22 protein-coding genes are annotated in these 22,300 nt (G+C 50.8%); 15 read left to right on the forward strand and 7 right to left on the reverse strand.

All coding sequences use genetic code 11. The annotated features are described in order from the left end of the window. The first annotated feature begins 7 nt into the window (after nucleotides 1-7). The 3 genes from CHB92_RS12200 (at nucleotide 8) to CHB92_RS12210 (ending at nucleotide 2,305) form a co-directional block, all read left to right on the forward strand. A complete protein-coding gene (locus tag CHB92_RS12200) occupies nucleotides 8-1,078 on the forward strand; it encodes a M42 family metallopeptidase (protein ID WP_089319493.1) in 1,071 nt (356 codons plus the stop codon). Between the two features lie 105 nt (nucleotides 1,079-1,183). Then, nucleotides 1,184-1,426: a hypothetical protein gene (locus tag CHB92_RS12205; RefSeq protein ID WP_089319494.1), complete on the forward strand. Its 243-nt coding sequence runs from the start codon at nucleotides 1,184-1,186 to the stop codon at nucleotides 1,424-1,426. Between the two features lie 90 nt (nucleotides 1,427-1,516). Continuing rightward, a complete protein-coding gene (locus CHB92_RS12210) occupies nucleotides 1,517-2,305 on the forward strand; it encodes an ABC transporter substrate-binding protein (RefSeq protein WP_089319495.1) in 789 nt (262 codons plus the stop codon). A gap of 52 nt (nucleotides 2,306-2,357) precedes the next feature. Here the strand turns inward: CHB92_RS12210 and CHB92_RS12215 are convergent, their stop codons facing one another. Next, nucleotides 2,358-3,587, reverse strand: a complete 1,230-nt coding sequence (locus CHB92_RS12215) for a 3-phosphoshikimate 1-carboxyvinyltransferase (RefSeq protein WP_089319496.1) — start codon at nucleotides 3,585-3,587, stop codon at nucleotides 2,358-2,360. Continuing rightward, nucleotides 3,584-4,621, reverse strand: a complete 1,038-nt coding sequence (gene aroB, locus CHB92_RS12220; protein ID WP_089319497.1) for a 3-dehydroquinate synthase — start codon at nucleotides 4,619-4,621, stop codon at nucleotides 3,584-3,586. Before aroB ends, CHB92_RS12215 begins: the two co-directional genes overlap by 4 nt. Before the next feature lie 514 nt (nucleotides 4,622-5,135). Between aroB and CHB92_RS12225 the strand changes: the two genes are divergently transcribed. Further along, nucleotides 5,136-6,323, forward strand: a complete 1,188-nt coding sequence (locus tag CHB92_RS12225) for a proline dehydrogenase family protein (RefSeq protein ID WP_089319561.1) — start codon at nucleotides 5,136-5,138, stop codon at nucleotides 6,321-6,323. Between the two features lie 100 nt (nucleotides 6,324-6,423). Here the strand turns inward: CHB92_RS12225 and CHB92_RS12230 are convergent, their stop codons facing one another. Beyond that, nucleotides 6,424-6,642, reverse strand: a complete 219-nt coding sequence (locus CHB92_RS12230) for a hypothetical protein (protein WP_089319498.1) — start codon at nucleotides 6,640-6,642, stop codon at nucleotides 6,424-6,426. 145 nt (nucleotides 6,643-6,787) lie between these two features. Here CHB92_RS12230 and CHB92_RS12235 point away from each other — a divergent pair, with 145 nt between their 5' ends. The 9 genes from CHB92_RS12235 (at nucleotide 6,788) to CHB92_RS12275 (ending at nucleotide 13,876) form a co-directional block, all read left to right on the forward strand. Beyond that, complete coding sequence (locus CHB92_RS12235; protein WP_089319499.1) at nucleotides 6,788-7,360, forward strand: RNA polymerase sigma factor; 573 nt, start codon at nucleotides 6,788-6,790, stop codon at nucleotides 7,358-7,360. 48 nt (nucleotides 7,361-7,408) lie between these two features. Continuing rightward, complete coding sequence (locus CHB92_RS12240; protein ID WP_089319500.1) at nucleotides 7,409-8,497, forward strand: S1 family peptidase; 1,089 nt, start codon at nucleotides 7,409-7,411, stop codon at nucleotides 8,495-8,497. Between the two features lie 160 nt (nucleotides 8,498-8,657). Further along, entirely contained in the window at nucleotides 8,658-9,356 is a 699-nt protein-coding gene (locus CHB92_RS12245) for a fasciclin domain-containing protein (protein WP_089319501.1), read from the forward strand. A 140-nt stretch (nucleotides 9,357-9,496) separates the two neighbouring features. After that, nucleotides 9,497-10,198, forward strand: coding sequence for a fasciclin domain-containing protein (locus CHB92_RS12250; protein ID WP_089319502.1), 702 nt, complete (start codon nucleotides 9,497-9,499; stop codon nucleotides 10,196-10,198). 141 nt (nucleotides 10,199-10,339) lie between these two features. Further along, nucleotides 10,340-10,963, forward strand: a complete 624-nt coding sequence (locus CHB92_RS12255; protein ID WP_179223028.1) for a fasciclin domain-containing protein — start codon at nucleotides 10,340-10,342, stop codon at nucleotides 10,961-10,963. A 153-nt stretch (nucleotides 10,964-11,116) separates the two neighbouring features. Then, nucleotides 11,117-11,776 (forward strand): fasciclin domain-containing protein, encoded by a 660-nt coding sequence (locus tag CHB92_RS12260; RefSeq protein WP_089319504.1) that lies wholly within the window; start codon nucleotides 11,117-11,119, stop codon nucleotides 11,774-11,776. A gap of 126 nt (nucleotides 11,777-11,902) precedes the next feature. Beyond that, nucleotides 11,903-12,436 carry a hypothetical protein gene (locus CHB92_RS12265; protein ID WP_089319562.1) on the forward strand — a complete coding sequence of 178 codons (534 nt, stop codon included), beginning with the start codon at nucleotides 11,903-11,905 and terminating at the stop codon, nucleotides 12,434-12,436. Between the two features lie 333 nt (nucleotides 12,437-12,769). Then, on the forward strand, nucleotides 12,770-13,177 hold the full coding sequence (locus CHB92_RS12270; protein WP_089319505.1) for a response regulator: 408 nt from the start codon (nucleotides 12,770-12,772) through the stop codon (nucleotides 13,175-13,177). Between the two features lie 126 nt (nucleotides 13,178-13,303). Then, entirely contained in the window at nucleotides 13,304-13,876 is a 573-nt protein-coding gene (locus CHB92_RS12275; RefSeq protein ID WP_179223029.1) for a DUF4142 domain-containing protein, read from the forward strand. A 61-nt stretch (nucleotides 13,877-13,937) separates the two neighbouring features. Here the strand turns inward: CHB92_RS12275 and CHB92_RS12280 are convergent, their stop codons facing one another. Beyond that, nucleotides 13,938-14,489, reverse strand: coding sequence for an arylesterase (locus tag CHB92_RS12280; protein WP_089319507.1), 552 nt, complete (start codon nucleotides 14,487-14,489; stop codon nucleotides 13,938-13,940). A 115-nt stretch (nucleotides 14,490-14,604) separates the two neighbouring features. Next, a complete protein-coding gene (locus tag CHB92_RS12285; RefSeq protein WP_089319508.1) occupies nucleotides 14,605-15,060 on the reverse strand; it encodes a ferritin-like domain-containing protein in 456 nt (151 codons plus the stop codon). A gap of 250 nt (nucleotides 15,061-15,310) precedes the next feature. On the opposite strand from CHB92_RS12285, the gene CHB92_RS12290 reads away from it, so the two are divergent. Together CHB92_RS12290 and ggt are read left to right on the forward strand one after the other, a co-directional pair. Next, nucleotides 15,311-17,419, forward strand: a complete 2,109-nt coding sequence (locus CHB92_RS12290; RefSeq protein ID WP_089319509.1) for a carboxy terminal-processing peptidase — start codon at nucleotides 15,311-15,313, stop codon at nucleotides 17,417-17,419. An 83-nt stretch (nucleotides 17,420-17,502) separates the two neighbouring features. Next, complete coding sequence (gene ggt, locus CHB92_RS12295; protein ID WP_245842511.1) at nucleotides 17,503-19,257, forward strand: gamma-glutamyltransferase; 1,755 nt, start codon at nucleotides 17,503-17,505, stop codon at nucleotides 19,255-19,257. Here ggt and CHB92_RS12300 read toward each other — a convergent pair whose 3' ends face one another. Then, on the reverse strand, nucleotides 19,258-19,656 hold the full coding sequence (locus tag CHB92_RS12300; protein ID WP_245842512.1) for a hypothetical protein: 399 nt from the start codon (nucleotides 19,654-19,656) through the stop codon (nucleotides 19,258-19,260). 136 nt (nucleotides 19,657-19,792) lie between these two features. Next, nucleotides 19,793-22,249 (reverse strand): T9SS-dependent choice-of-anchor J family protein, encoded by a 2,457-nt coding sequence (locus CHB92_RS12305; RefSeq protein ID WP_089319510.1) that lies wholly within the window; start codon nucleotides 22,247-22,249, stop codon nucleotides 19,793-19,795. Between the last annotated feature and the right edge of the window lie 51 nt (nucleotides 22,250-22,300).

A 22,300-nucleotide genomic window follows, 5' to 3' on the forward strand; every position in this document is an offset into this window, starting at 1 on the left:
TAAACAAATGCGACAAGAATCTTTTGATTTCCTACAGAAGTATTTAAATAACTCCTCCCCTACCGGTTTTGAGGTAGAAGGGCAAAAACTGTGGCTCGACTACATAAAACCATACATCGACGATTACTTTGTGGATACATACGGCACCGTGGTAGGTGTTGTAAACCCACAGGCCGACTATAAAGTGGTGATCGAGGCACATGCCGACGAGATCTCCTGGTTCGTAAACTACATCACACCGGAAGGCTACATCTATGTGCGCCGCAACGGCGGCTCTGATGCCCTGATTGCCCCATCGAAGCGGGTAAATATTTACACCTCTAAAGGTGTTGTAAAAGCAGTGTTCGGCTGGCCAGCCATCCACGTGCGAAAAACGGAAAACGACAAGGCTCCTGCGATAGAAACAATCTTCCTGGACTGCGGTGCCAACAGCCGTGACGAAGTGGAGGAAATGGGCGTGCACGTAGGATGCGTGGTGACGTTCGAGGATGAGTTCACTGTAATGAACGACCGTTACTATGTAGGCCGTGCCCTGGACAACCGCATTGGTGGCTTCATGATTGCCGAGGTGGCGCGCCAGCTGAAGGAAAACAACAAACAGTTGCCGTTCGGACTGTACATCGTGAATGCGGTGCAGGAGGAGATCGGCTTGCGTGGAGCCGAGATGGTAGCGCACCGCATCAAGCCGGATGTAGCCATTATCACGGACGTCACGCACGACACGCAGTCGCCGATGTACGAAAAGAAAACCAGCGGCGATATTCACTGTGGCAAGGGCCCTGTGATTGCTTATGGCCCGGCAGTACAAAACAATGTGCGTGACCTGGTGATCAACACCGCCAAAGAAAAGGATATCCCATTCCAGCGCTCGGCAGTTTCCCGCAACACGGGTACTGATACGGACGCCTTTGCCTACTCTAACGCAGGCGTGGCTTCGGCCCTGATCTCGCTCCCGCTGAAGTACATGCATACGACTGTGGAAACAGTGCACAAGGATGACGTAGATAATGTGATCAACCTGATCTACGAAACAGTGTTAAAGATCCAGGACAAGCAGGATTTCCGCTACCTGAGCTAACAATATACCTGCTCCAGCACATCAAAACCTCACAGTGAACGTTAGCTGTGGGGTTTTGCTTTATAAGTCAAGGCCTGGACTTAAACAGATGGCCACCATTGTACCATGAACAGATACGTATTCTGGGTTTTAATCATCTTGCCCTGGTTTATCCTTGCAGTGTTTCTAACCCAAAACCGTGACGCCAGTGTAAGGGCGCTGGCACTTATCATGCTGCTGATTCACCTCTGTATCGTGGTAAATGCCAGAAGAAAAGCAGTAGGCTTATCGGCGGCAGAAACGTTCAAAGCCTTTGTACCTTTATGGGGAGCGCAGGAATACAATCGTCTGTTCTTTCAGGAGGTGTAGCCGCCGAACGCACAACAGGATTTGCAGCGTGGTTTACACCTTTTTTCGTGTCTAACTTTAACTATCTCTCCAGTGACTTTTACCGATCAAATGGGCCACCAGGTAAGACTAACACAACTGCCTCAGCGCATCGTTTCGCTTGTGCCTTCCCAAACAGAGCTGTTGTTTGATTTGGGCTTAGGCGACCGCATAGTGGGCGTAACTAAGTTTTGCATACACCCAAAGGAGTTGACAAAGGAGAAAAGAATCATTGGGGGCACGAAGAACTTCCACTTCGACAAAATTGAGGATGCACACCCGGACCTCATCATTGGCAACAAAGAAGAGAATTACAAAGAAGGCATAGAGCAACTGCAGGAGAAGTATAAAGTCTGGATGAGTGACATCTATACCCTAGCCGATGCACTGAAAATGATAAAACAAGTAGGGCAGCTAACAGGCACAGAAGCCAAAGCAGAAGAACTGGCGCAGCACATTAGCACAGGATTTGCACAACTGCAACCAGCACAGCCAGCCATATCCACAGCCTATTTTATCTGGCGCAAGCCCTATATGGCGGTGGGTAGTAACAATATCATAGACCACATGCTGCAACGCAGTGGCTTCTCTAATGCGTGGGCCGCACAGGCACGCTACCCTGAAATCACACCAGAACAATTACAACAAGCTAACCCGCAGCTTATCCTCTTGTCCTCAGAGCCCTACCCTTTCAAGGCGAAACACATCCAGGAGTTCCAGCAACTCTGCCCCCAGGCACTGATTAAAGTAGTGGACGGCGAGATGTTCAGTTGGTACGGCAGCAGGCTTTTGCAGGCGCCATCCTACTTGCAGCAGCTAATAAACACTGTTCAAGCAGAACTACAGGCCTACGGAAGCTGATAAAAATGAAATGGCCGGGATACTTCCCCGGCCATTTCATTTTTACTACTGTTTACTCGTTCTCTTTTATCTCGAAACCTACCTTCTCCAGATCTTCCCAGTAACGGGGGTAGGACTTACGCACCACGCTCGGCTCCTGTATCTCTACGGGAGCTAGTAAGGCAAGCGGGGCAAAAGCCATCGCCATGCGGTGGTCCTGGTAAGTGCGGAAAGACAGTTCTTCTTTGGTTAGGATACCCGGCTCCAGGCGGAACACGCCCGGGCTGATCTCCTGCAAGGAGGAGTTCATGCCCAGCACCTCGATTTGTAAGGCCTGAATGCGGTCTGTTTCTTTAATGCGCAGACTCTCCAATCCGGTCATCTCCACGGTTATACCCAAACCAGCACAAAGGGCTACGATTGTCTGTGCCAGGTCAGGGCAGTCGGCAAAGTCCAGCGCCAGGTACTTTTCATGCTCCTTCTTGGTCAGTTTCACTCCCTCTTCTGTAAAGGATGTGTGCACCCCCAGGCGGTACATGATGTTCACGATGGCGCTGTCGCCTTGGAAAGACTTTTCCCTCAGCCCCAACAAGGTAATATCAGCCTCTTTGGCCAAAGCAACTAGGCTGTACCAATAGCTCGAAGCCGACCAGTCGGACTCCACGTGGAAACTCGCCGCTTTGTACTGCTGGTGTGCCACGGTAATGGTGTTGCCTTCAAAGTTGGCTGAGACCCCGAAGTGTTCCATCAATGATAGCGTCATCTCGATATAAGGCCTTGAGCCGATCTTACCTTCCAACTCTAATGTGAGCCCCTCCGGTAGGAGCGGTGCCACCATCAGCAGGGCCGAGATGTACTGGCTGCTGATGTCGCTTCGTACTTTTAACCTGTTCTTACCGTTGCCGCTAAAGCCCTTCATCCGTAAGGGCGGATAGCCTTCCTCACCCAGGTACTCAATGTTTGCCCCTAACTCCTGCAGTGCCTCCACCAGCACCTTTATAGGTCGTTGGCACATACGCGCTGTTCCAGTTAATACTTTTTGCTGGCCTGTTACGGCATAATAAGCCGTCAGAAAGCGCATAACGGTACCGGCATCCTCCGCATCTATTGTCTCGGCATCGCTTTTTAATAAGCGTTGCAGCAGCTGCGTATCGTTGGCCTCCGAAAGGTTGTGCAGTTCCGATTCTTTTCCGGAAAGCGCCGCAATGATCAAGGCACGGTTGGCTTCACTTTTAGAAGCAGGCAATTTTATCTTCCCCTCCAGAATACCTGTAGGGTGCTTTAAGGTAATGCTTTGGCTCATAATAATTGATAGTAACGTAAAGAGGCTTGTATTTCCTGCAGCGTTACGGGCTGGTCATATACCGCTTTTCCGATGCCTTGCAGCAGGGTACAGTTAATAGTAGAACGGGTGTTTTTCTTGTCTTGCAAGGCTAGCTGGGACATGCGCTGGATGTCTTGTTCTGAGAGCTGCACCTTCTCGTAAATGGACACAATGAAAGTCTCTATCCTGTCCAGCTCTTCCTGCGTGAGCAACTCATGTTTTACTGAAAGCCAGGCCTCACAGAGCATGCCCACGGCAATGGCCTCGCCATGCAGCAGTTCCCGCCCCGGCTGGTCCATCAGGTAACTTTCCACGGCATGCCCTACGGTATGGCCAAAGTTCAGGACTTTCCGGTAGCCTCCTTCCAGGGGGTCCTTCTCCACTACTTCAGCCTTGATGTTCACCGAATGGCGAATCAAACCTTCCCAATCCTCGGTAAACAAACCGATGTGGCGCTGCTCTTTAAAGGCCTCCGCGTCGGCAATAAGCCAGTGCTTGATGATTTCGGCGTAGCCAGACTTAAGCTGGCGGTGAGGCAGGGTCTGTAAAAAAGCAGGGTTAATAAAAACAGCCTGTGGCTCCTCGTAAGTCCCGATATGGTTCTTCAGGCCATGGAAGTCAACACCTGTCTTGCCCCCGACACTGGCATCCACCTGCGCCAACAGCGTGGTGGGTACCTGCACAAAGAAGATGCCCCGCTTAAAGACAGCAGCGCAGAAGCCGCCCATGTCGCCAATCACACCGCCTCCCAGGTTCACCAGCACCGACCAACGGTCCAGGTGCAGTTCTGTCATGCGCTGCCAGATGTGCTCACAGGTCTGCAGTGTCTTATGTTCTTCACCGCTTTTTACCTGGATAAGGTCATGCTCCGGCAGGTGAGGTTTGAGTAAGGGGTAACAGTGGTGGAGGGTATGCTCATCCACCAGCACGACCACTTTACTAAAAGCGCGGTTTTGCAACAGGATCGGCAGTTCCTGCAGCACGTTGCTTCCTATATGGATAGTCTCAGTCATTTTATTCTATAGGCTTACGTCCGGCACTTTAGCACGGGCCCGTCTTTGAAAATGCGGTGGTTTGTTTCTAACTGCCTTTAACTGGTAGTCCTGTAGCCACCCATCAAACCTTAAATCTAAGGCTTTTTATGAAACGGGGTAAATTAAATTACATTCACCTGCATCGCCCCTGCTGCTAGCTCCTCCTGGTGGCCCTGCTTAGCTACGGCTGTTCGCTTACCTTTACCTTCTTTCATACTGTCTTTGTTTGCACTCTAAAGCCCTCCCCAATATCAATTTGTGTCCTATTCCCAACGAGCCTACTTGATGGGAAAACTCGCCGCCCTCCGGGTAAAAAGCCTCTTTTTGCTCCCTATATAGCAGAAACGCATGAAGGAAAAGCAGAATTTACGCAACGCAAGAGCACAGGGAGGAGTTAAGAGGGTAGCGGGAAATAAATAACAGTGCAACTGTGCCGGCAGATGATTGCCAGCAGTAGCGGATGCGCTATCTTTGCTACGTTAATACCATGTACATGAACTCCACTACCAACGTATCTTTTGACGACACCGCTGTCGCCTTCTCCTCTAAATCTGACGCTGAGCTCTATAAAATGTATCTGCTGTTTAAGGCCATGAACAGCAATGCCTTTGTGAAAGTGGGCGGAACGCTGCTAAACACAGCCCTTAACCTGCACCTGCCTGTTAAGTTTCTGATAAAGCCTACTATTTTCAACCATTTCTGTGGGGGCGAAACGGTCCAAGAGTCAGACCGGGCAATTGAGGAACTCGCCAAATTCAACATCGGCACGATTCTCGATTACTCTGTGGAGGGCGAAGGCGACGAGAAAAGCTTTGATGCGACCCGCGATGAACTGCTGCGCACCGTAGAGAAAGCCCACGACAACCAGCATGTTCCTTTTGCGGTCTTTAAAATTACCGGCCTGATCGACATCCACTTACTGGAGAAAATACAAAAGCGGCAGGAGCTTTCTGTGGATGAAAGAGCTGCTTATGAGCGTGGGCGCGATCGCGTAAACACTATCTGCAAGCGCTGTTACGAGTCGGACGTGCGTGTTTTTATAGACGCGGAGGAAAGCTGGATACAGGAAACGATAGACAATCTGGTATATGAGATGATGGAGCTCTACAACAAGGAGAAAACCAACATCTACAATACCTACCAGCTGTACCGGCACGACCGGCTGGAAGTGCTGCAGCGGGACTATGCCAATGCCGTGAAGCGTGGCTATTACCTGGGAGCAAAACTTGTGCGGGGCGCTTACATGGAGAAAGAGCGCAAAAGAGCGCAACAGGAAGGCTACCCCAGCCCCATCAACCCAACAAAAGAGGCCACAGACGAGTTGTTTAACGAATCCCTGCGCTTCTGCATCGAACACCTGGACCATATTGCCTTTTGCAATGGCACCCACAACGAGGAGAGCTGTTACCTGTTAGTGCAGCTGATGGCAGAGCACAATATCGCCCCGAACGACGAGCGCATTTACTTTGCCCAGCTGTACGGCATGAGCGATAACCTCTCCTACAACCTGGCCTACGCAGGCTATAACGTAGCCAAGTATGTGCCTTATGGCCCGGTGGAGGCGGTAATGCCCTACCTGCTGCGCCGGGCAAATGAGAACACTGCCATTGCCGGGCAGAGCAGCCGCGAGTACGGCCTGATCATGAGCGAGATAGAGCGCAGACGGCAGGCCAGGCAATAATTAAAAGAGTCACAAAAAACAAGCGGGCCCCGCGCAATTGCACGGGGCCCGCTTGTGTGCTTTTGGAACTATAAGCTATCTGCCGTAGTTCTGGCGATGCTTACTGAGCAACTTCCTCAGTAGCAGGAGCCTCCTCAACAACAGTTGAGTCAACTACAACCTCTTCCTCTACAACTGGAGCCTCTTCCACCACTGGAGCCTCTTCAGCAGCAACTTCAGTCTCTACAACTTCTCCTTCAGTAGTAGCAGCTTCTTCGTTGCAAGCAGTGAAAGCAGTAAGAGCAAGAGCTACGATAGCGAATTGGAATAAATTTTTCATTTTTGTGTTAGTGATTAAGTGTTTTGGTTTCGATTTTGACCTTCATACCCAAACAGGCCAGAGGTAACCCGGCTTTTTAAATAATTTAAAAAATATTTTTTCGGAGGGTTACTTTAGCCCCTCGAGCGTATTAAAATTGACTGGAATGAAGAAGAGTTTGTATGAGACGGATGAGGCGATCATGGAGGGCATCCGGCAGAGCGACGAAAGGGCGCTGGCCCATCTGTACAAACTTTATTTCCCGATGATTTCTCATTTTATTTTGAGTAACAGCGGAACCGACGACGAGGCAAAGGACATTTACCAGGAGGGCGTCATCGTGTTCTACGAGAAGATAAAGAGTAACAGCCTGGAGCTGAGCTGTCAGATCAAGACTTACCTGTACTCGGTGTGCAGGAGACTTTGGCTGAAACGGCTGGCCGAGAAAGGCCGCTACGCTGTAAAAGTAGACGACTCCGAATCATTCCTGTCGGTAGAGGAGGACACCCAGCACCACGAGGAGCAGGAAAGGCAGTTCGGGGTGATGGCCGAGGCAATGGCACAGCTCGGCGAGCCCTGCCGGACCCTGCTGGAGGACTTTTACATAAAAATGCAGAACATGCAGGTGATTACAGAGAAGTTTGGCTATACCAGCACCGACACAGCTAAGAACCAGAAGTACAAGTGCCTGCAGCGCCTGAAGAAGCTGTTTTTTGCCACCTACAAGCCCGAGGTATAACGGGCTTACCTAGTATAAAGGCTACTAATTGCCTGGGAGAAGAAAAAGATGTTAGAGTACCGCACTTACGAGCAAATAGAACGTTATCTGAACGGGGAGATGGCCAGCGAAGAGGCCGCCTCCTTCGAGGCCTTGCTGCGCACAGACGCACGATTGGCAGGGCAGGTTCAGGAGCATAAGCAGCTGCTGCAAACAATGCAAAAATTTGGGCAGCGCCAATCGCTACGGCAAAAACTAAACAGCATCCATGCCGAAATGGAGGCCCAGCATACTCCTGCCACGCCATCGGGGTGGAAAGTATTCTGGAACCGACACAAGCAGACTGTTGCGGTAGCCGCTAGCGTGTCCTTGCTCTCCGTGTTCGGTACGCTTTGGAGCGTGCAACAGCTAAAAGCCCCTGTACAGCAGCAGACAGCGCGGTACGTGGAGCTGCGCCGCGAAGTAGAGCGCCTGAAGCAAACCCAAACGGCTATTATCAACGGCATACAGGATGCCACTAAACCAGAGGCACCGCGCCCCGCCGCTTTCAGTGGCACTGGCTTTGCCATCAGCGACGAAGGCTTCCTGGTAACCAGCTCCCATGTGGTGGAGGGCGCGGACTCCGTACTTATAGAAAATGAGGCCGGGCAGAAGTATAAAGTAACAGAGGTGTACCGCGACCAAATCCACGACCTCTCTATCCTGAAAATCACAGACCCTAGCTTTGACAGGTTCGGTAAGCTGCCTTATACTTTTAAAACAACAGAAACAGACCTTGGAGAGCATGTTTTCACACTGGGATTCCCACGTGAAGATATTGTTTTTGGAGAAGGCGCTCTCAGCTCTTTGTCCGGTTTCGAAGGCGACACCACCTCTTACCAGATTTCTATTCCACTGAACCCGGGCAACAGTGGCGGTCCGCTACTGGATGACAAGGGCAACCTGATCGGGGTGATCAGCGGCAAGCAGGCCGGACAGGAAGGGGCGGCCTTTGCGGTTAAATCCGCGTACCTGCTACAAATGATTAACGAGCTACCGGAAACAAGCGGGGTTCAACCACTGTCTTTACCAAAAAATAATACACTTTCTGGCACCAACCGTCCGCAGCAGTTAAAAAAGCTGAAAGACTACGTATTTGTGGTGAAGGTGTATAATTAATTTAGCAAAGCTCCGTAACCTTTAAGTGTAAGCTCCTACCCGTCCTGTAACACAAGTCGGACGGCACCGCCATAACTCAACATTTTCTTTCTAAATCAGTTAAATAATAGTTGTAAGGGCTTTATTTAGAGCCCTGTATAAACTAAAAGACCTGAAAGCTATGAGAAAGAGAACGATGATCCCCATGGCTGTTGCCACCGTCCTGCTTTTCGGCTGTGCCAGCACTGACGAAGGCATAAACGATACCACCGCCATAGACGACACTACAATCAGTGAAACGGAAACCATGGCCGGTGATACCAATTACGAAAATGATCTGACGGCAGATCCCTCCGGAGCATATCAGGAGATCTTTACGAACACGACCAATCCGATAGAGTACGACGAGATGTTCGCCGACATCGAGAACACCGAGCAGTACGATGTCCTGGCTTTGGCCAGAACCAATCCCAACCTGTCCATCTTCATGACGCTGGTGGAAAAGGCAGACCTGATGAGCGACTTAGAGCGCTTGGAGCAGTTTACCCTTTTCGCACCAACGAATGAGGCCTTCGCTAAAGTACCTCAGGATAAGATGGAGATGCTGCTGATGCCCGGCAACAAAGCCCAACTCATGCAACTGTTACAGCTACACGTGTTGCCTTCCGGGGTAGCAGCACTGGAGCTGGAAGACAACAACCGGATTAAAATGGCTGATGACAGGTATATACCGGTATCAGTAGACTTTAACCGCACGAATATACGGGTTGGCAATGCTTTGATCGTAAAAAGCGCTGAAGCCTCTGACGGTTACATCCATGTGGTGGACAGTGTGATCATACCGGAAGACGATACCCGGGATGAGGACGTAGGATATTAACCCTCTGGGCATAATACCCGTTACTATATATATAACCTTTTGTCTTTAAGGCAAAAGGGACCTAACATGGCAGTGCCTGCGGCCCGGTAAATTAGCCAGGCCCGGAAGCGCTGCCGATCGACAACCAAAAACTAAAAGCTATGAAAAAGAAAACAATGATACCAATGATAGCTGTCGCCGCCATGCTTTTTGGCTGTGCCGGTACAGATGAAGGCATAAACGATACCACCGCCATTGGCGACACTACAATCAGTGAAACCCAGACCATGGCAGGTGACACGAACTACGATTACGACGTGGTGGCTGACCCATCAGACACATACGAAGAGATATTCGGCGTTGTGGAAGACCCGGTAGCATACGACGACATGTTTGATGATATCGAGGAGACAGAGCGCTACGACGTAGTGACCTTATTAAAGAGCAGTCCGAACCTGAGCACCTTCGTAAAGCTACTGGAGAAAGCGGATATGATAGACGACATACAGCGTTTGGAGGAGGTCACTGTACTTGCGCCAACCAACAAGGCGTTTGCACAGATGCCCCGACCAGAGCTTGAAAGGTTGCTAATGCCCGATAACGAGGCCCAACTGATGCTTTTACTCCAGACCCACATACTGCCTAGTAAGATCTCAACGGCTAACGTAAACACCATGCACCAGATAGAACTGGGTGATGACCGACACATTCCGGTAAATGTGGACAACGACGGCCAGGACATCACTTTTGGAGATGCAACTATCATCGTGTCTGATGTTGAAGGATCGAACGGCTTTATACATGTAGTAGATGGCGTAATAGAGCCAACAGAAGACTCCCTGGAAGACGACATCCGCTACTAAACCTGCCAAAGCCTGCTACTCAGAAGCACTGAGACAACAGGTTTTGCCCTCTATGTTTCTATGTAAAGGAGGCATAGACACATTACAATTTGAACCTTTAAAAACCGAGAACAAACAATGAGAAAGAGAACGATAATACCTATGATAGCGACTGCAGCCATGCTTTTTGGCTGTGCAGGTACAGATGAAAACGTATATAGTGAAACAGAAAGAATGGGAGGCGTAGTAGTCCGACAGGAGGCACAGACCGAGTTAGCTGACTTCGAGGCTAAAGATGATGCCGAAACCTATGTTAGCATCTATGATAACATGGAGAACACGGAGCAGTACGACGTCCTGACCTTGATCAAGATGAATCCGAACCTGTCTACTTTCGCCCAGTTGCTGGATCAGGCAAATGTAGAGGCCGACCTTCTCATCGTAGAACCAACTACTATCCTTGCCCCTACGAACGAGGCGTTTGAGAACATGGACAGGGAGCAGTTTGACTACCTGATGGACCCTCAGAACCGGGTGGCCCTGATGAAGGTCGTAAAGGCGCACATACTGCCTTCCGAAGTGGAGAAGTACCAGTTTAACACCACGCAGCGACTAGAAACAACTGAAGGAGAGTATGTAGACGTGAACGTGAACCCCGACCTGGATATCGTATCTGTGGGAGGAGCCACCATTGTATGGCCTAACGTAAAAGCCTCCAACGGGTTGATTCACGTGGTAGACGATGTGATTGTACCGGAATCTGCCCAGGTATGGGACGATGAATAAGACCAGATGAATAAAATCAAATGTGATTAACAGAAAAGCCCTTCCGGTCGGAAGGGCTTTTCTTATTCCTCCCGGATCCTCCCCTGAGGAGGGCCAAGGCTAACATTTTCCTCCTCAAACCAGTTAAATAAACCGATCACAACAACCGCAGTTATGAAAAGAAAGCAAAAATATTTAGTGTTTGTAGCCCTCCCCGTCCTCTTATGCTGGGGTTGTGCCAGTTCAGACCGTGACGCAGGCGCCGTGGCCGTAACAGGTAGCGGTGCCACACAAGCAGAGACGATAGTAAGCGAGCCAAGCCCGCAGGGGCCTATGGACAGAGACACAGAAATGAGTTCCGAGAACCCGGGAGACAACAACGTCTCGGCCAGTAATCCGATTGGCCGCGCAATGAACATCGTAGCGCTTGTGCAGCAAAATCCCAACCTTTCTACTTTTCTGGAACTGATACAGGCGGCTAACATGGTAACGGTGCTGGAGAGCCCCGCCCCCTATACCGTGTTTGCCCCTACCAACGCAGCCTTTGCTGCCCTCCCTGACGGAACCGTGGCAGCATTAAAGCAAGAGGGGAACGAACTGGAGCTAACGCGGATCATACAGGCGCACGTGCTGCCTAACAGAATCACCTCTGCAGAAATGCAAAACAACATGCCACTCAAGACTGCCCAGGGCGAGGAAGTAATTGTCAGCAGGGACGGGCAGGACATAAGGGTGGGAGGCGCCCGGGTTGTTCAGCCGGACGTGCAGGCCTCAAACGGCGTGCTGCATGTAGTGGACAAAGTCCTTATCCCACCCCAAAATAACAGTAGATAATTTTACCCAAAAGGCTCCCCGTAACTATATAGGACAGTAGCCGTTAAACAATACAGGCACAGCAGACCTAAAAACCCGCTGTGCCCTATATGAACTTTTAAACCTAACCATAACAAAAAAGCTATGATGGATAGAACAGATAATGCGGGAATGATGACCGCGATGTTTAGAGACAGAGAAAGTGCAGAACGTGCATACAATGAACTGCGAGCACGTGGCTACGATAAAGATGAGATAAATGTGGTAATGTCTGATAAGGCACGCGAGCGCCACTTCGGAGATGACACTGAAGACGACACAACAGAGCTTGGCAACAAGTCGCTGGAAGGTACGGGTGCTGGTTCAGCAATCGGTGGTACGCTGGGTGCTATTGTAGGTGCTGTGGCTGCCATTGGTACGTCTGTGGCAATACCTGGCCTTGGCCTGGTAGTGGCAGGTCCGCTGGCTGCAGGTCTGGCAGGTGCCGGTGCCGGTGGTATTACAGGTGGCCTGATAGGAGCCCTGGTAGGTGCCGGTATTCCGGAGGAGCGTGCCAAAGTGTACGAGACAGGAGTGAAAGAAGGCAACATCGTGATTGGCTTTAAGCCACATACCCCTGAGGATGCGCGTTACTTTGAGACGCACTTCCAGGAGGTAAGAGGTGAGCACATTTACTACTAATGTAACTTCTTAACAGGAGCCTGGTCTGTCAGTAGACAGGCCAGGCTTTCCTATTTTTACCCCCTTTTATCTCCCTTCATACGAAAGCGGCTTCTCCACTCTTGGCTTGCCTACTCCCAAAGCTCTCATAAGCCCTTAACGCCGCATTGTCTTTCCGCTTTTTTTAACTATCATTGGTGCGCTGTAGGCCCTGGTTCACCTAACAGACGGCATTGTAGCTAATTTTACGCTCCCTGTTTATCCGGCTTCCTCTAAACTGCCACTGCTGGCACTATTTGTGTGCTGGCCTATGTGAGCCTGGGGGAATAAGCCTTGACAGGAAATCAAATACGCATGTATAAACTGAATCACATCTTGATTGTTGATGATGACCAGATAAACAATCTGTTCTCTCAGATCATACTGGAAGACGCCAGCGTGAGTCGCCTTGTCTCGATGTGCCAAAGCGTGTCAGAGGCGCTGGAGTTTCTGCAGGCACTGGAAGGAAGTCAAGAAACAGCCTTCCCGGACCTTATCCTCCTAGACATCAGCATGCCTAGCCTGGACGGATTTGATTTCCTGGACCGCTACTACTCGTTGGGCTACAACAAGCGCCATAAAACCTTTATCTCCATGTTCACCTCTTCTGAAGAGCAGGAGCACCTGAGCAGGGCCAACAAGTACGATGTGGTGGTAGGCTTTGTCAAGAAACCCCTCTCCCTCCCCGCCCTTTTCAACATATTGGAAATGCAGGGTATTTAATAGCCTGTAAAACAATTCGGTTCGGTTTCTTCGTAAGCGTTAAGTAAACATTGTTTATACTAATTTATACTTACGCACATATACGCTATGAAGAACTTAACAACAGCTTTGATATGCCTTTTAGGAATGTTAACTTTTGCCTCCTGCAACTCAGGCACAGAAGAACAGCAGGAAGACATTGATGCCATTGACACTGCAACGGTAGCAGGACTGGATGAAACCCTGCCAGCAGAAAAACAAGAGCTGCTCGTGTTTGCGGCCCGCAACAACATGCTACAAATCGAACTTGGCGAAATAGCCGTGGAGCGGGGCGTCACTGAAAATGTCAGAGTTTTTGGTCAACAGCTCATCGATTGGTACACTTCCAAACAAGTGGAACTACAGGAGCTGGCAGCGCAGTATGATGTAGCCCTCCCGCAGGAGTTGGAACAAGCGCAGTTGCAACATATAGAGGAAATCCGGGGCATAGAGGAGAGCGAGTTTGATGACGAATACTGGGACAGTGTAATTGCCGCCCAGAAAGACGCCATAGACGAGTACGAAGACAGCCTGAATGACGTGGACGAAGCCAATGCCTCCGCCTTTAGTTTGTGGGCGCGCAACACCTTAAAAGAGCTACATGCACAGCTTATTCAAGCAGAAGCTTTTGAACTGGAACTTGAGAACAGAGGCGAGGCTGGCATCTCGAATAGTATCTAATAACATAAAAGCCCTAAGCACAGGAAAGGGTTGCCCTATCGAGGGCAACCCTTTCCTGTGCTTAAGAGAGAATACCTTTTAAAACGTTCCACGTGTGTTGGGCCAACAGCTTTTGCCCTTCCGCATTCGGGTGTACCCCATCTGGCAAGTTCAAATGCCTGTTCCCGACAACCCCCTCCAGTAAAAAGGGGATAAACAGGGTATTGTTCTTTAGGGCTAACTCCCGGAAAAGCTTCCGGAACTCTGCAGCATACCGCCCCGGCACAATATCAGGTATCTCCATACCGGATAAAACAATCTTTACCTCCGGGTACTTATACCGCACCTTATCAATGATTTCCTGCAGGTTCTGGCTCGTTTCCCGGGCAGGAATGCCCCTTAAGCCATCGTTGGCTCCCAGGGCCAGCACAAAAATATCCATGGGCTGGTCCAGCCAGCGCTCGATACGGTGCACACCTCCTGCCGTTGTATCGCCACTCAAACCCGCGTTCCACACCTTATAGTCAAACCCTTCCTCCTTTAACTTTGCCTGTATCAGGCTGGGATACGCCTGCGCTGCGGGCAAACCGTACCCCGCCGTCAAACTGTTCCCGAAAAACAGAATATGCTTCATCTTTCTCTTTTAACGCTCCTTAGCTAAAATACTACTGCCTTAAGTACCACTACAAAGCAAAAGGGTTGCCCGCTGCGGGCAACCCTTCCTGAATTTTAGTACAAGACAGCACTACTTAGTCTACAGATTCCTTCATCTGGCGTAAGCGCTCGCACGTAGCCAGCGACGCCTGCTTTTGCTTTTCCACTATCTGTACTACGTTCTGCGGAAGCTCTGCTTTGTGGTCCAGGGCATCGTTGTAGGCTTTTTGGGCCCACTCCTCACCCCGAATGTTAGACTCGATCACCGATTCTTCGTCGCTTCCGGTCACGGCGGACTTCACATCCATCCAGCCGCGGAAGATTTTTCCTTTGGCGGTGGTGCTGCCCTGTGGGCTGCCACCAAAACTACTAATCGTGCTGTTAATCTCGTTAGAGAACTTGGTGCTCTGGTTTACCAGGTCTTTGTAGTATGACTGGTGCGCAGGGTCCTTTGTTACCTTGGCGGCATGCTTGTACCCTTCTATCCTGTCGTTCACGAACTGGTTCAGTTCCTGTAACACGTCTACTGTTCTTTCATTGTTGTTTTGCATAGCTTTTTATCGTTTGTTTCTAATATCCGAAACGAAAGGAAGCAGATTGGAGTTGTAATAAATACAGATGTTAGCAGTTATACGCTGGGGAAAAGCACTGGCGCTGCACAAGACTGCCCCTCTGCTAAGAGAAGGTATGAATTGAGAAACTTTTATATTACATTACGGTCTTGGTGCACAAGTTTTTCGGAGGCTGCCTATCTGCGGCATTACTTTTGCGTACTAATTCATAGTTCAACTTATTAAATAGATGCTATCATTGACAACCCGAATAAAAATACTGATGTCTGTACTGGCAGTTGTGCTGCTGACAGGTTCCTTTATCCTGTATGGCGTTAATGACACGCCAGAAGGGAAAAATCAGATCCTGCTCAAGGCCCTGATGCAAGGCCTGAGTACCGGACATTATCAGCCAGAGAAAATAGACGACTCCTTTTCCAGAAAGGTGTATGACCTTTACCTGGAGCGTCTTGACTTTAACAAGAAATTCCTGCTAGCCTCTGACGTGGCGAAGCTAAATAAATACCAGACAGCCCTGGACGACCAGCTGCGCCAAGGTTCTCTGGAATTCTTTGACGTATCTGCCGACCTGATTGAGCAGCGTGTTAAAGAGTCCGAAGCCTTTTATAAGGAAATCTTGGCCAAGCCTTTCGACTTCACCAAAAATGAGGAGATTGAGCTGGACGGGGAGAAGCTGACCTTTGCCAAAGACAAGGCGGCCCTGAAAGAGGCATGGCGCAAGCAGCTGAAGTATCAGACCTTGTCTCGCCTGGCCGATATGCAGAAAGAGCAGGAGAAAGCGATTGCCAACGGCGAGGACGTAGAGAAGAAGTCTTTTGAGCAGATGGAACAGGAAGCGCGCGAAAAGCTAATGAAAACTTACGATGACCTTTACCGCCGACTTTCAGAAACAACCCGTGAAGACCGTCGCGCCACTTTCATCAATGCGATCACCAATGTGTATGATCCGCATACAAGCTATTTCCCTCCAAAGGACAAGGAAAACTTCGACATCCAGTTTACTGGCCGCTTAGAAGGCATTGGAGCCTCTTTACAGGAAAAGGACGGCCAGATAAAGGTAATGGAGATCGTACCAGGCAGCCCGTCTTATAAGCAGGGTGACCTGAAGCCTGGCGATGTGATCAAGAAAGTAGCTCAGGGAACTGAGGAGCCGGTTTTAGTGGAGGGCATGCGCTTAGATGATGCCATCCAGCTAATCCGTGGTAAGAAAGGAACAGAGGTACGCCTGACGGTTAAGAAGCCAGACGGTACCAGCGAAGTAATTCCAATTGTTCGTGATGTGATCGAGCTTGCAGACACTTATGCTCAGTCAGCCATCATCAACGATGAGCAGAAGATAGGCTACATTAAGCTACCAGGCTTCTATGCCGACTTTGAGAACAAAGATGGCCGTTTCAGCGGTGCTGACGTGAAAAAGGAGATAGAGAAGCTGAAAGCTGCCGGTGTGGAAGGTCTGGTGCTGGACCTGCGTAATAACGGTGGTGGCTCTCTGTCTGATGCGATCGAAATGGCGGGTCTGTTTATCGACAAAGGCCCGGTGGTGCAGGTAAAAACAGCGTCTGGCAAAGCAGTAGTGCTGGAAGACCGTGACCCACAGGTACAGTATGAAGGCCCGCTTGTGGTTTTGGTTAACTCAAACAGTGCCTCTGCCTCCGAGATTCTGGCAGCTGCCCTGCAAGATTATAACCGTGCGGTAATTGTGGGTACCCCCACATACGGCAAGGGTACTGTACAGCAGTTCTTCGAACTGGATCAGGCTTTACCGGCTCAGTTCAACACCTACAAGCCCTTTGGCGCTCTAAAGCTGACAACGCAGAAGTTCTACCGCATCAATGGGGGTACTACCCAGTTGCGAGGCGTAACCCCGGACATCATCCTTCCGGATGCTTATAGCTATATGGAGTTTGGTGAAAAAGAGCAGGAATACCCGCTTCCTTTTGATGAGATAGCTCCTGCCAAATATAAGCCTTTGTCACAAGAGTACCTGAACATTGCACAGGTACAGGCCAGCAGCAAGAACAGAATCGCTAACAATAAGAGCTTCCAGCTGGTAGAGGAAAGCGCTCAGCGCCTGAAAAAGCAGTCTGACAATACTGTTCGCTCCCTGCAACTGGAGAAATACTTGGCCGAAGAGCGCAAGGCAGAGGCCGAAGCGAAGCGCTTTGAAGAGGCTCAGGAAGAAGTGCCTGTGCTGGATGTAGCCCGTCTCCAACAAGACTTAAATGCCCTGAACGGAGACACAGCCAAGGTAGCTCGCAGCAAAGAGTTCACAAAGAGCCTGAAAAAGGACATCTATGTAGAGGAAGCTGTTTCCATTATCAAAGACCTCAAAAAATAAAGTTAAATAAGCATCAGTAAAAGGCTGGCTATGAAACATAGCCAGCCTTTTTTATATTACCCCTTTGTTAAAGCCCCCTCCCTATGCGAAAGCGTCCGTTGTTCACCCTCCGCGCCCCTTTTTTACAGGCCTTACGAGCAGGTATGCTGCTGTTTGCCTTACTGCCTGCCCTGCTTAGCAGTTGCACTACCGCGCCAACAGAAGCCGACGTCACCGCCTCCGAAAGGGGCTTGATAGCCGACAGCGCCCTGGTGGTGTCCGCGCACCCCGACGCCTCCCGCATCGGCATGGAGATCATGCGTAAAGGGGGCAATGCGTATGATGCGGCAATCGCGACCCAATTTGCCCTGGCAGTGGCCTTTCCGATAGCTGGTAACATCGGCGGAGGCGGCTTTATGGTGTACCGCACTGCCGCTGGGGAAACAGGTACCCTTGATTTCAGAGAAACAGCCCCTGGAGCTGCTGTAGAAACAATGTACCAGGATAGCGTGGGTAATGTAGTGGACGGCCTGAGCACTGACGGGCATTTGGCTGTAGGGGTACCCGGTGCGGTAGACGGCATGGTACAGGTGCATAATAAACTTGGCTCTCTGCCTTGGGAGGAACTGCTACAACCCGCCATCGACCTGGCCAGAAATGGTGTAGTGCTAACGGAAAAAGAAGCAGATGGCCTAAACAGAGCCCAAGCGGCCTTTCTTAAAAACAACAAACATATACCTTACCTCGTGCGCGATAAAGCGTGGCAAACCGGCGACACCTTACGCCACCCAGACCTTGCCCGCACCCTGGAGCGCATCCGCGACAAGGGCCGGGCAGGCTTTTATGCCGGGGAAACAGCCGACCTGCTGGTAGAAGAAATGAACCGTGGCGGAGGCATTATCTCGCACCAGGACCTGGAGAACTACAAAGCGGTGTGGCGGCAACCTGTAACCGGCGAGTACAAAGGCTACAAGGTTATCTCGATGGCACCCCCCTCCAGCGGCGGTATCGCCTTGCTACAATTGTTACAAATGGTAGAGCCCTATAACTTGAGCAAAAATGGCTGGCAGAGCACTGAAACCGTGCAGGTGATGACAGAGGCAGAGCGCCGCGTGTACGCCGATCGCGCCGAGTACCTGGGTGATCCTGGTTTTGTAGCAGTACCGGTACAGGAACTGCTGGACGAGGAGTACCTCAGAGAGCGCATGAGCAGCATGAGTTTAGCACAGGCAACTCCTTCCTCTGCTATTAAAGCAGGTACATTGCCCGTGTACGAATCAGACCAAACAACTCATTTTAGCGTTGTTGACCCTGCCGGCAACGCGGTATCAGTCACCACAACCTTGAATGGTGCCTATGGTTCCAAAGTAGTAGTAGAGGGAGCGGGCTACCTGCTCAACAACGAGATGGATGATTTCAGCGCCAAGCCAGGGGTACCAAACATGTTTGGACTGGTGGGCGGCAAGGCAAATGCGATCGCACCGGGTAAACGCATGCTCAGTTCCATGACCCCCACCATTCTGGAAAAGGACGGAAAACTGTTCATGGTCGTTGGAACGCCCGGCGGCTCTACGATCATCACCTCGGTGTACCAGGCAATCCTTAATGTACTGGAGCACGACATGACGATGCAGGAGGCTGTGGCTGCCCCGCGTTTCCATCACCAATGGTTGCCAGACGAGATACAGCAAGAGCCTAAGGCGCTTTCTCCGGCCGTTAGAGCCGCTCTGTTGCAAAAAGGGTATAAGTTACAGGAGCGCTCTCCTTATGGCCGTGTAGACGCTATATTAGTGCTTCCTGGGGGGGAGTTGGAGGCTGGAGCCGACCCGCGGGGTGATGATGCAGCGGCAGGCTTTTAACTAGCCCTCCTGCTGCTTCCGCTTTTCCACAAAGCCTGTCACATACACGCTTATCGCTGCGATGCCTGTCAGTGTCATCAGGCCAAATACAGAAGCCCTGCGCTGGCGCTTTTCTGGCGTAAACTTAGGCTGCTCTTTCTTAGCGTCTGCAAGGGTTTTGGAAAGCAAAGTACCCGTCATCACGGCAAGTAAGGTGGTTACCCCCACCGCCACGTGGGCAATCGTTTTGTCCCCTTTCTTCAGGCTGGGGCTCATCAGCAAGAGCGCTCCCCCGGCCACAGGTGGGATAAGCGCTGTTTTCGGTCTGCTTTCATTCAGGAAGTAGCTGGTAAGCCCTGCCCCAATCAATGTGCTGGCGTGTGCATTGTTGGCAATATCTGGTCTGTCTACGATGTTCATCTCTGTTCTTTTTTTATAGTCCTTTACAAAAGGAGCCTCCTACAGGTTTTACCTTTCCTCAAAATGTAGGCTATATAAACGCAAAGCGCCCCGCTACAGAAATAGCGGGGCGCTTTGCGTTTATAAGCCAGTTTCTTTACCGCTTCACAAGCCGTGTCAGGAAGACTTCCTTCCCTGCCACTACCTTAAGCAGGTAAAGGCCTGTTTTAAAGCGCTTAACCTCGCTGTTCAGCACCTCCTGTACGTGCTCCTGCGGGCCATCCAGTTCCAGCAGCTTTTTACCGTCTGTGGCGTACGTCACCAGGCTTAGGCTTTGCTGCTTGCCCACCCGTTCCGGCAATAACAGCTGCACGTAACTTTCTGCCGGGTTAGGATACACCCGGAACTGCCCCTTGGTGGCATCTGCAATGCCGGTTGTTGTATTGTCATTATCCTCGATCACCAGGCGGTAAGTTGGCTGCGCTCCTGCCTCCAGGGCAGCACTTGTACTGCTGATCCGGAACGTTACGTCCTCAAAACTCTCTACCTCCGCATCGTCCAGAACAGTTACCCTGAAGCTTGCTTCTGTTTCTCCTGCCGGAATCATGAGGGTTACGTGCCCATCCTCCATACCCGCAATTGTATAATCTGCCGCTGTGGCCGTGGCACCGCTCACAAGACCAACCTTTATGGACTGCGCTGCTTCCTGCGCCCCCGAAAGTGTCAGCATTACGTCAAATTCCCCGGCAGCTTCTCCTTTTGTGGCCGTTGCCTCTGCAAAAGTAACCGTAGGACTAGCCTGTAACCGGAAGCGGGCGGAAACGGGTACGTGGTCTGAAGTGGTGTTTCTGTAATCCTCGATGCTGTTCACAAACTGTGCCTCTACCTGCACAGAGCCCTCCAGGTAGTTATCCACCAGCGGCTCTGTGATAATGATGTGATCCAGGAAGCTTCTGAGCGAGCCAGACGCATAGCTAAAGGCATCTGCCACGCTAAGCTCATACGTCAGGGCCTTGTACGCCTCACTGGACACAAAGGCCTCATAGCTAGATGGATTATCGGTACCCACTACTGACATGTCGATATCGTCGTTGTAATCCCCTAACAGCACTAAGTTGGTGTTTCCATAGTAGGCATCCAGCGAGTCTTTGAGCACCTGCAGGTCGTACTTGCGCCTGTTGTACTGCTCTATATCCTCGCCACTGTTCGCTTTGGCGTGAATGTTCACCACGTTCAGTGTTTGCTTCACACCGTTGATGCTTGCCTCAAACTGCACCAGGTAAGGTAGCCTGCCACTGGCCCAGAAAGTAGCACTGTTGTTGTTTGGGTAGTCTGTTAAGGTAATTCTGCCCGCTTTTATGTCTTCGTACAGCTTGGCAAGCAGCACCTTCTCTTTCTTCACCGTAACCACCTCTGGCCTGTACAGGAAGTACACCTGCTGGTAGTTATCGTACGACTGCCAGGGCATAGGCATATGTTCCACTGCATAGCCTAACTCCTCTGCCAGCCTACGTAGCGTTGCGTCGTCCGACACCTCCTGCACGCCGATAATGTCTGCCTTTAAATCTGCAATTACCTTTTTGGCGTTAGCGTACTGCAGTGCCTCGTCCGAAGGGCCGTTACCCGTGGAGCCGAACCACTCCATGTTCCACGTGGCGATGTCCAGGGTATTCTCGCGTAAGATGGAAGACCCGCGCAGCATGCCACGCTGCTCGTTCAGTACTGTACCGCTTGTAAAGGTAACCGGCCCTGTTACAGCCACCGCCTCTGTGTCCGGGGCGAAGCGTGCATATACCGTGTTCGCAGCGGCTGCCTCCGCAGCAGTGTAGGTAAGCGTTCGGGAAAAGGTCGCGTTGTCTTTAGACAGTTCAAATCCTTCTGGTGCTGTTAGTACCACCTCCTGTGCATAGCCTTCGGCTGTAAAAGTGAACTCCCTAGAGGCAGAGGCAGCCCCCACAGCAATGTCTCCAAAGTCAAGGTCGGTGTTATGTGTTGTCAGAAGCCGACTTACATCTGTTACAGCCACATCGTCCACTATCCAGCGCGAGGCAGCATTCGACCCGCTACCGGATGTATAAACGAATGCCAGGTGAACAGTTGCCTCCTCCTGGTACTCGCTTAAAAGTACCTTCGTCTGCTCCCAAGCGTCTGAATTAACAGCAGGAAAATCTGCAGCTAACTCTGTCCAGTTGGCAGGATCAATTATACCATCCCCAGTATAGGCCGTGGACACCATCAGTTTGAGTGCCGGCCCCTGGTAGCGTGAGGCGCTCCAGAAGGAGAACTGCGGCTTGGGCAAATCAGTCAAGTCAAATGCCGGGGATATGAGCCAGTCTTCGTTTGGCACGCTTCCACGTGCATTGCTGTCGTAGCCGTTCATTTCCACAGCCCCTGTGCTATTCAGCCCATAGCTGGTGCATTTCCAGGTGGCGTCGCCGGTTGTGCTTACCCGCGTCCAGGCACCGGCGACAGTGCTGCTGCCATCTGTACAGTTATTAAAATTTTGTACGTAAGGGTAAGTTACCGCTTGTGCCTGCCCGCTTACCTTATTGCTGACGAAAAGGCACAGCCCGACCAGTACAAGAGCACGTAGCTTTTGTAAATGTTTTACCATGAAAAGAATGTTGGATTAGAGAGTATTTGGGTTGATTGCAGTAGGAACCAG

The sequence above is a fragment of the Pontibacter ummariensis genome (assembly GCF_900188175.1).
In the GTDB taxonomy this organism is placed as follows: Bacteria; Bacteroidota; Bacteroidia; order Cytophagales; family Hymenobacteraceae; genus Pontibacter; species Pontibacter ummariensis.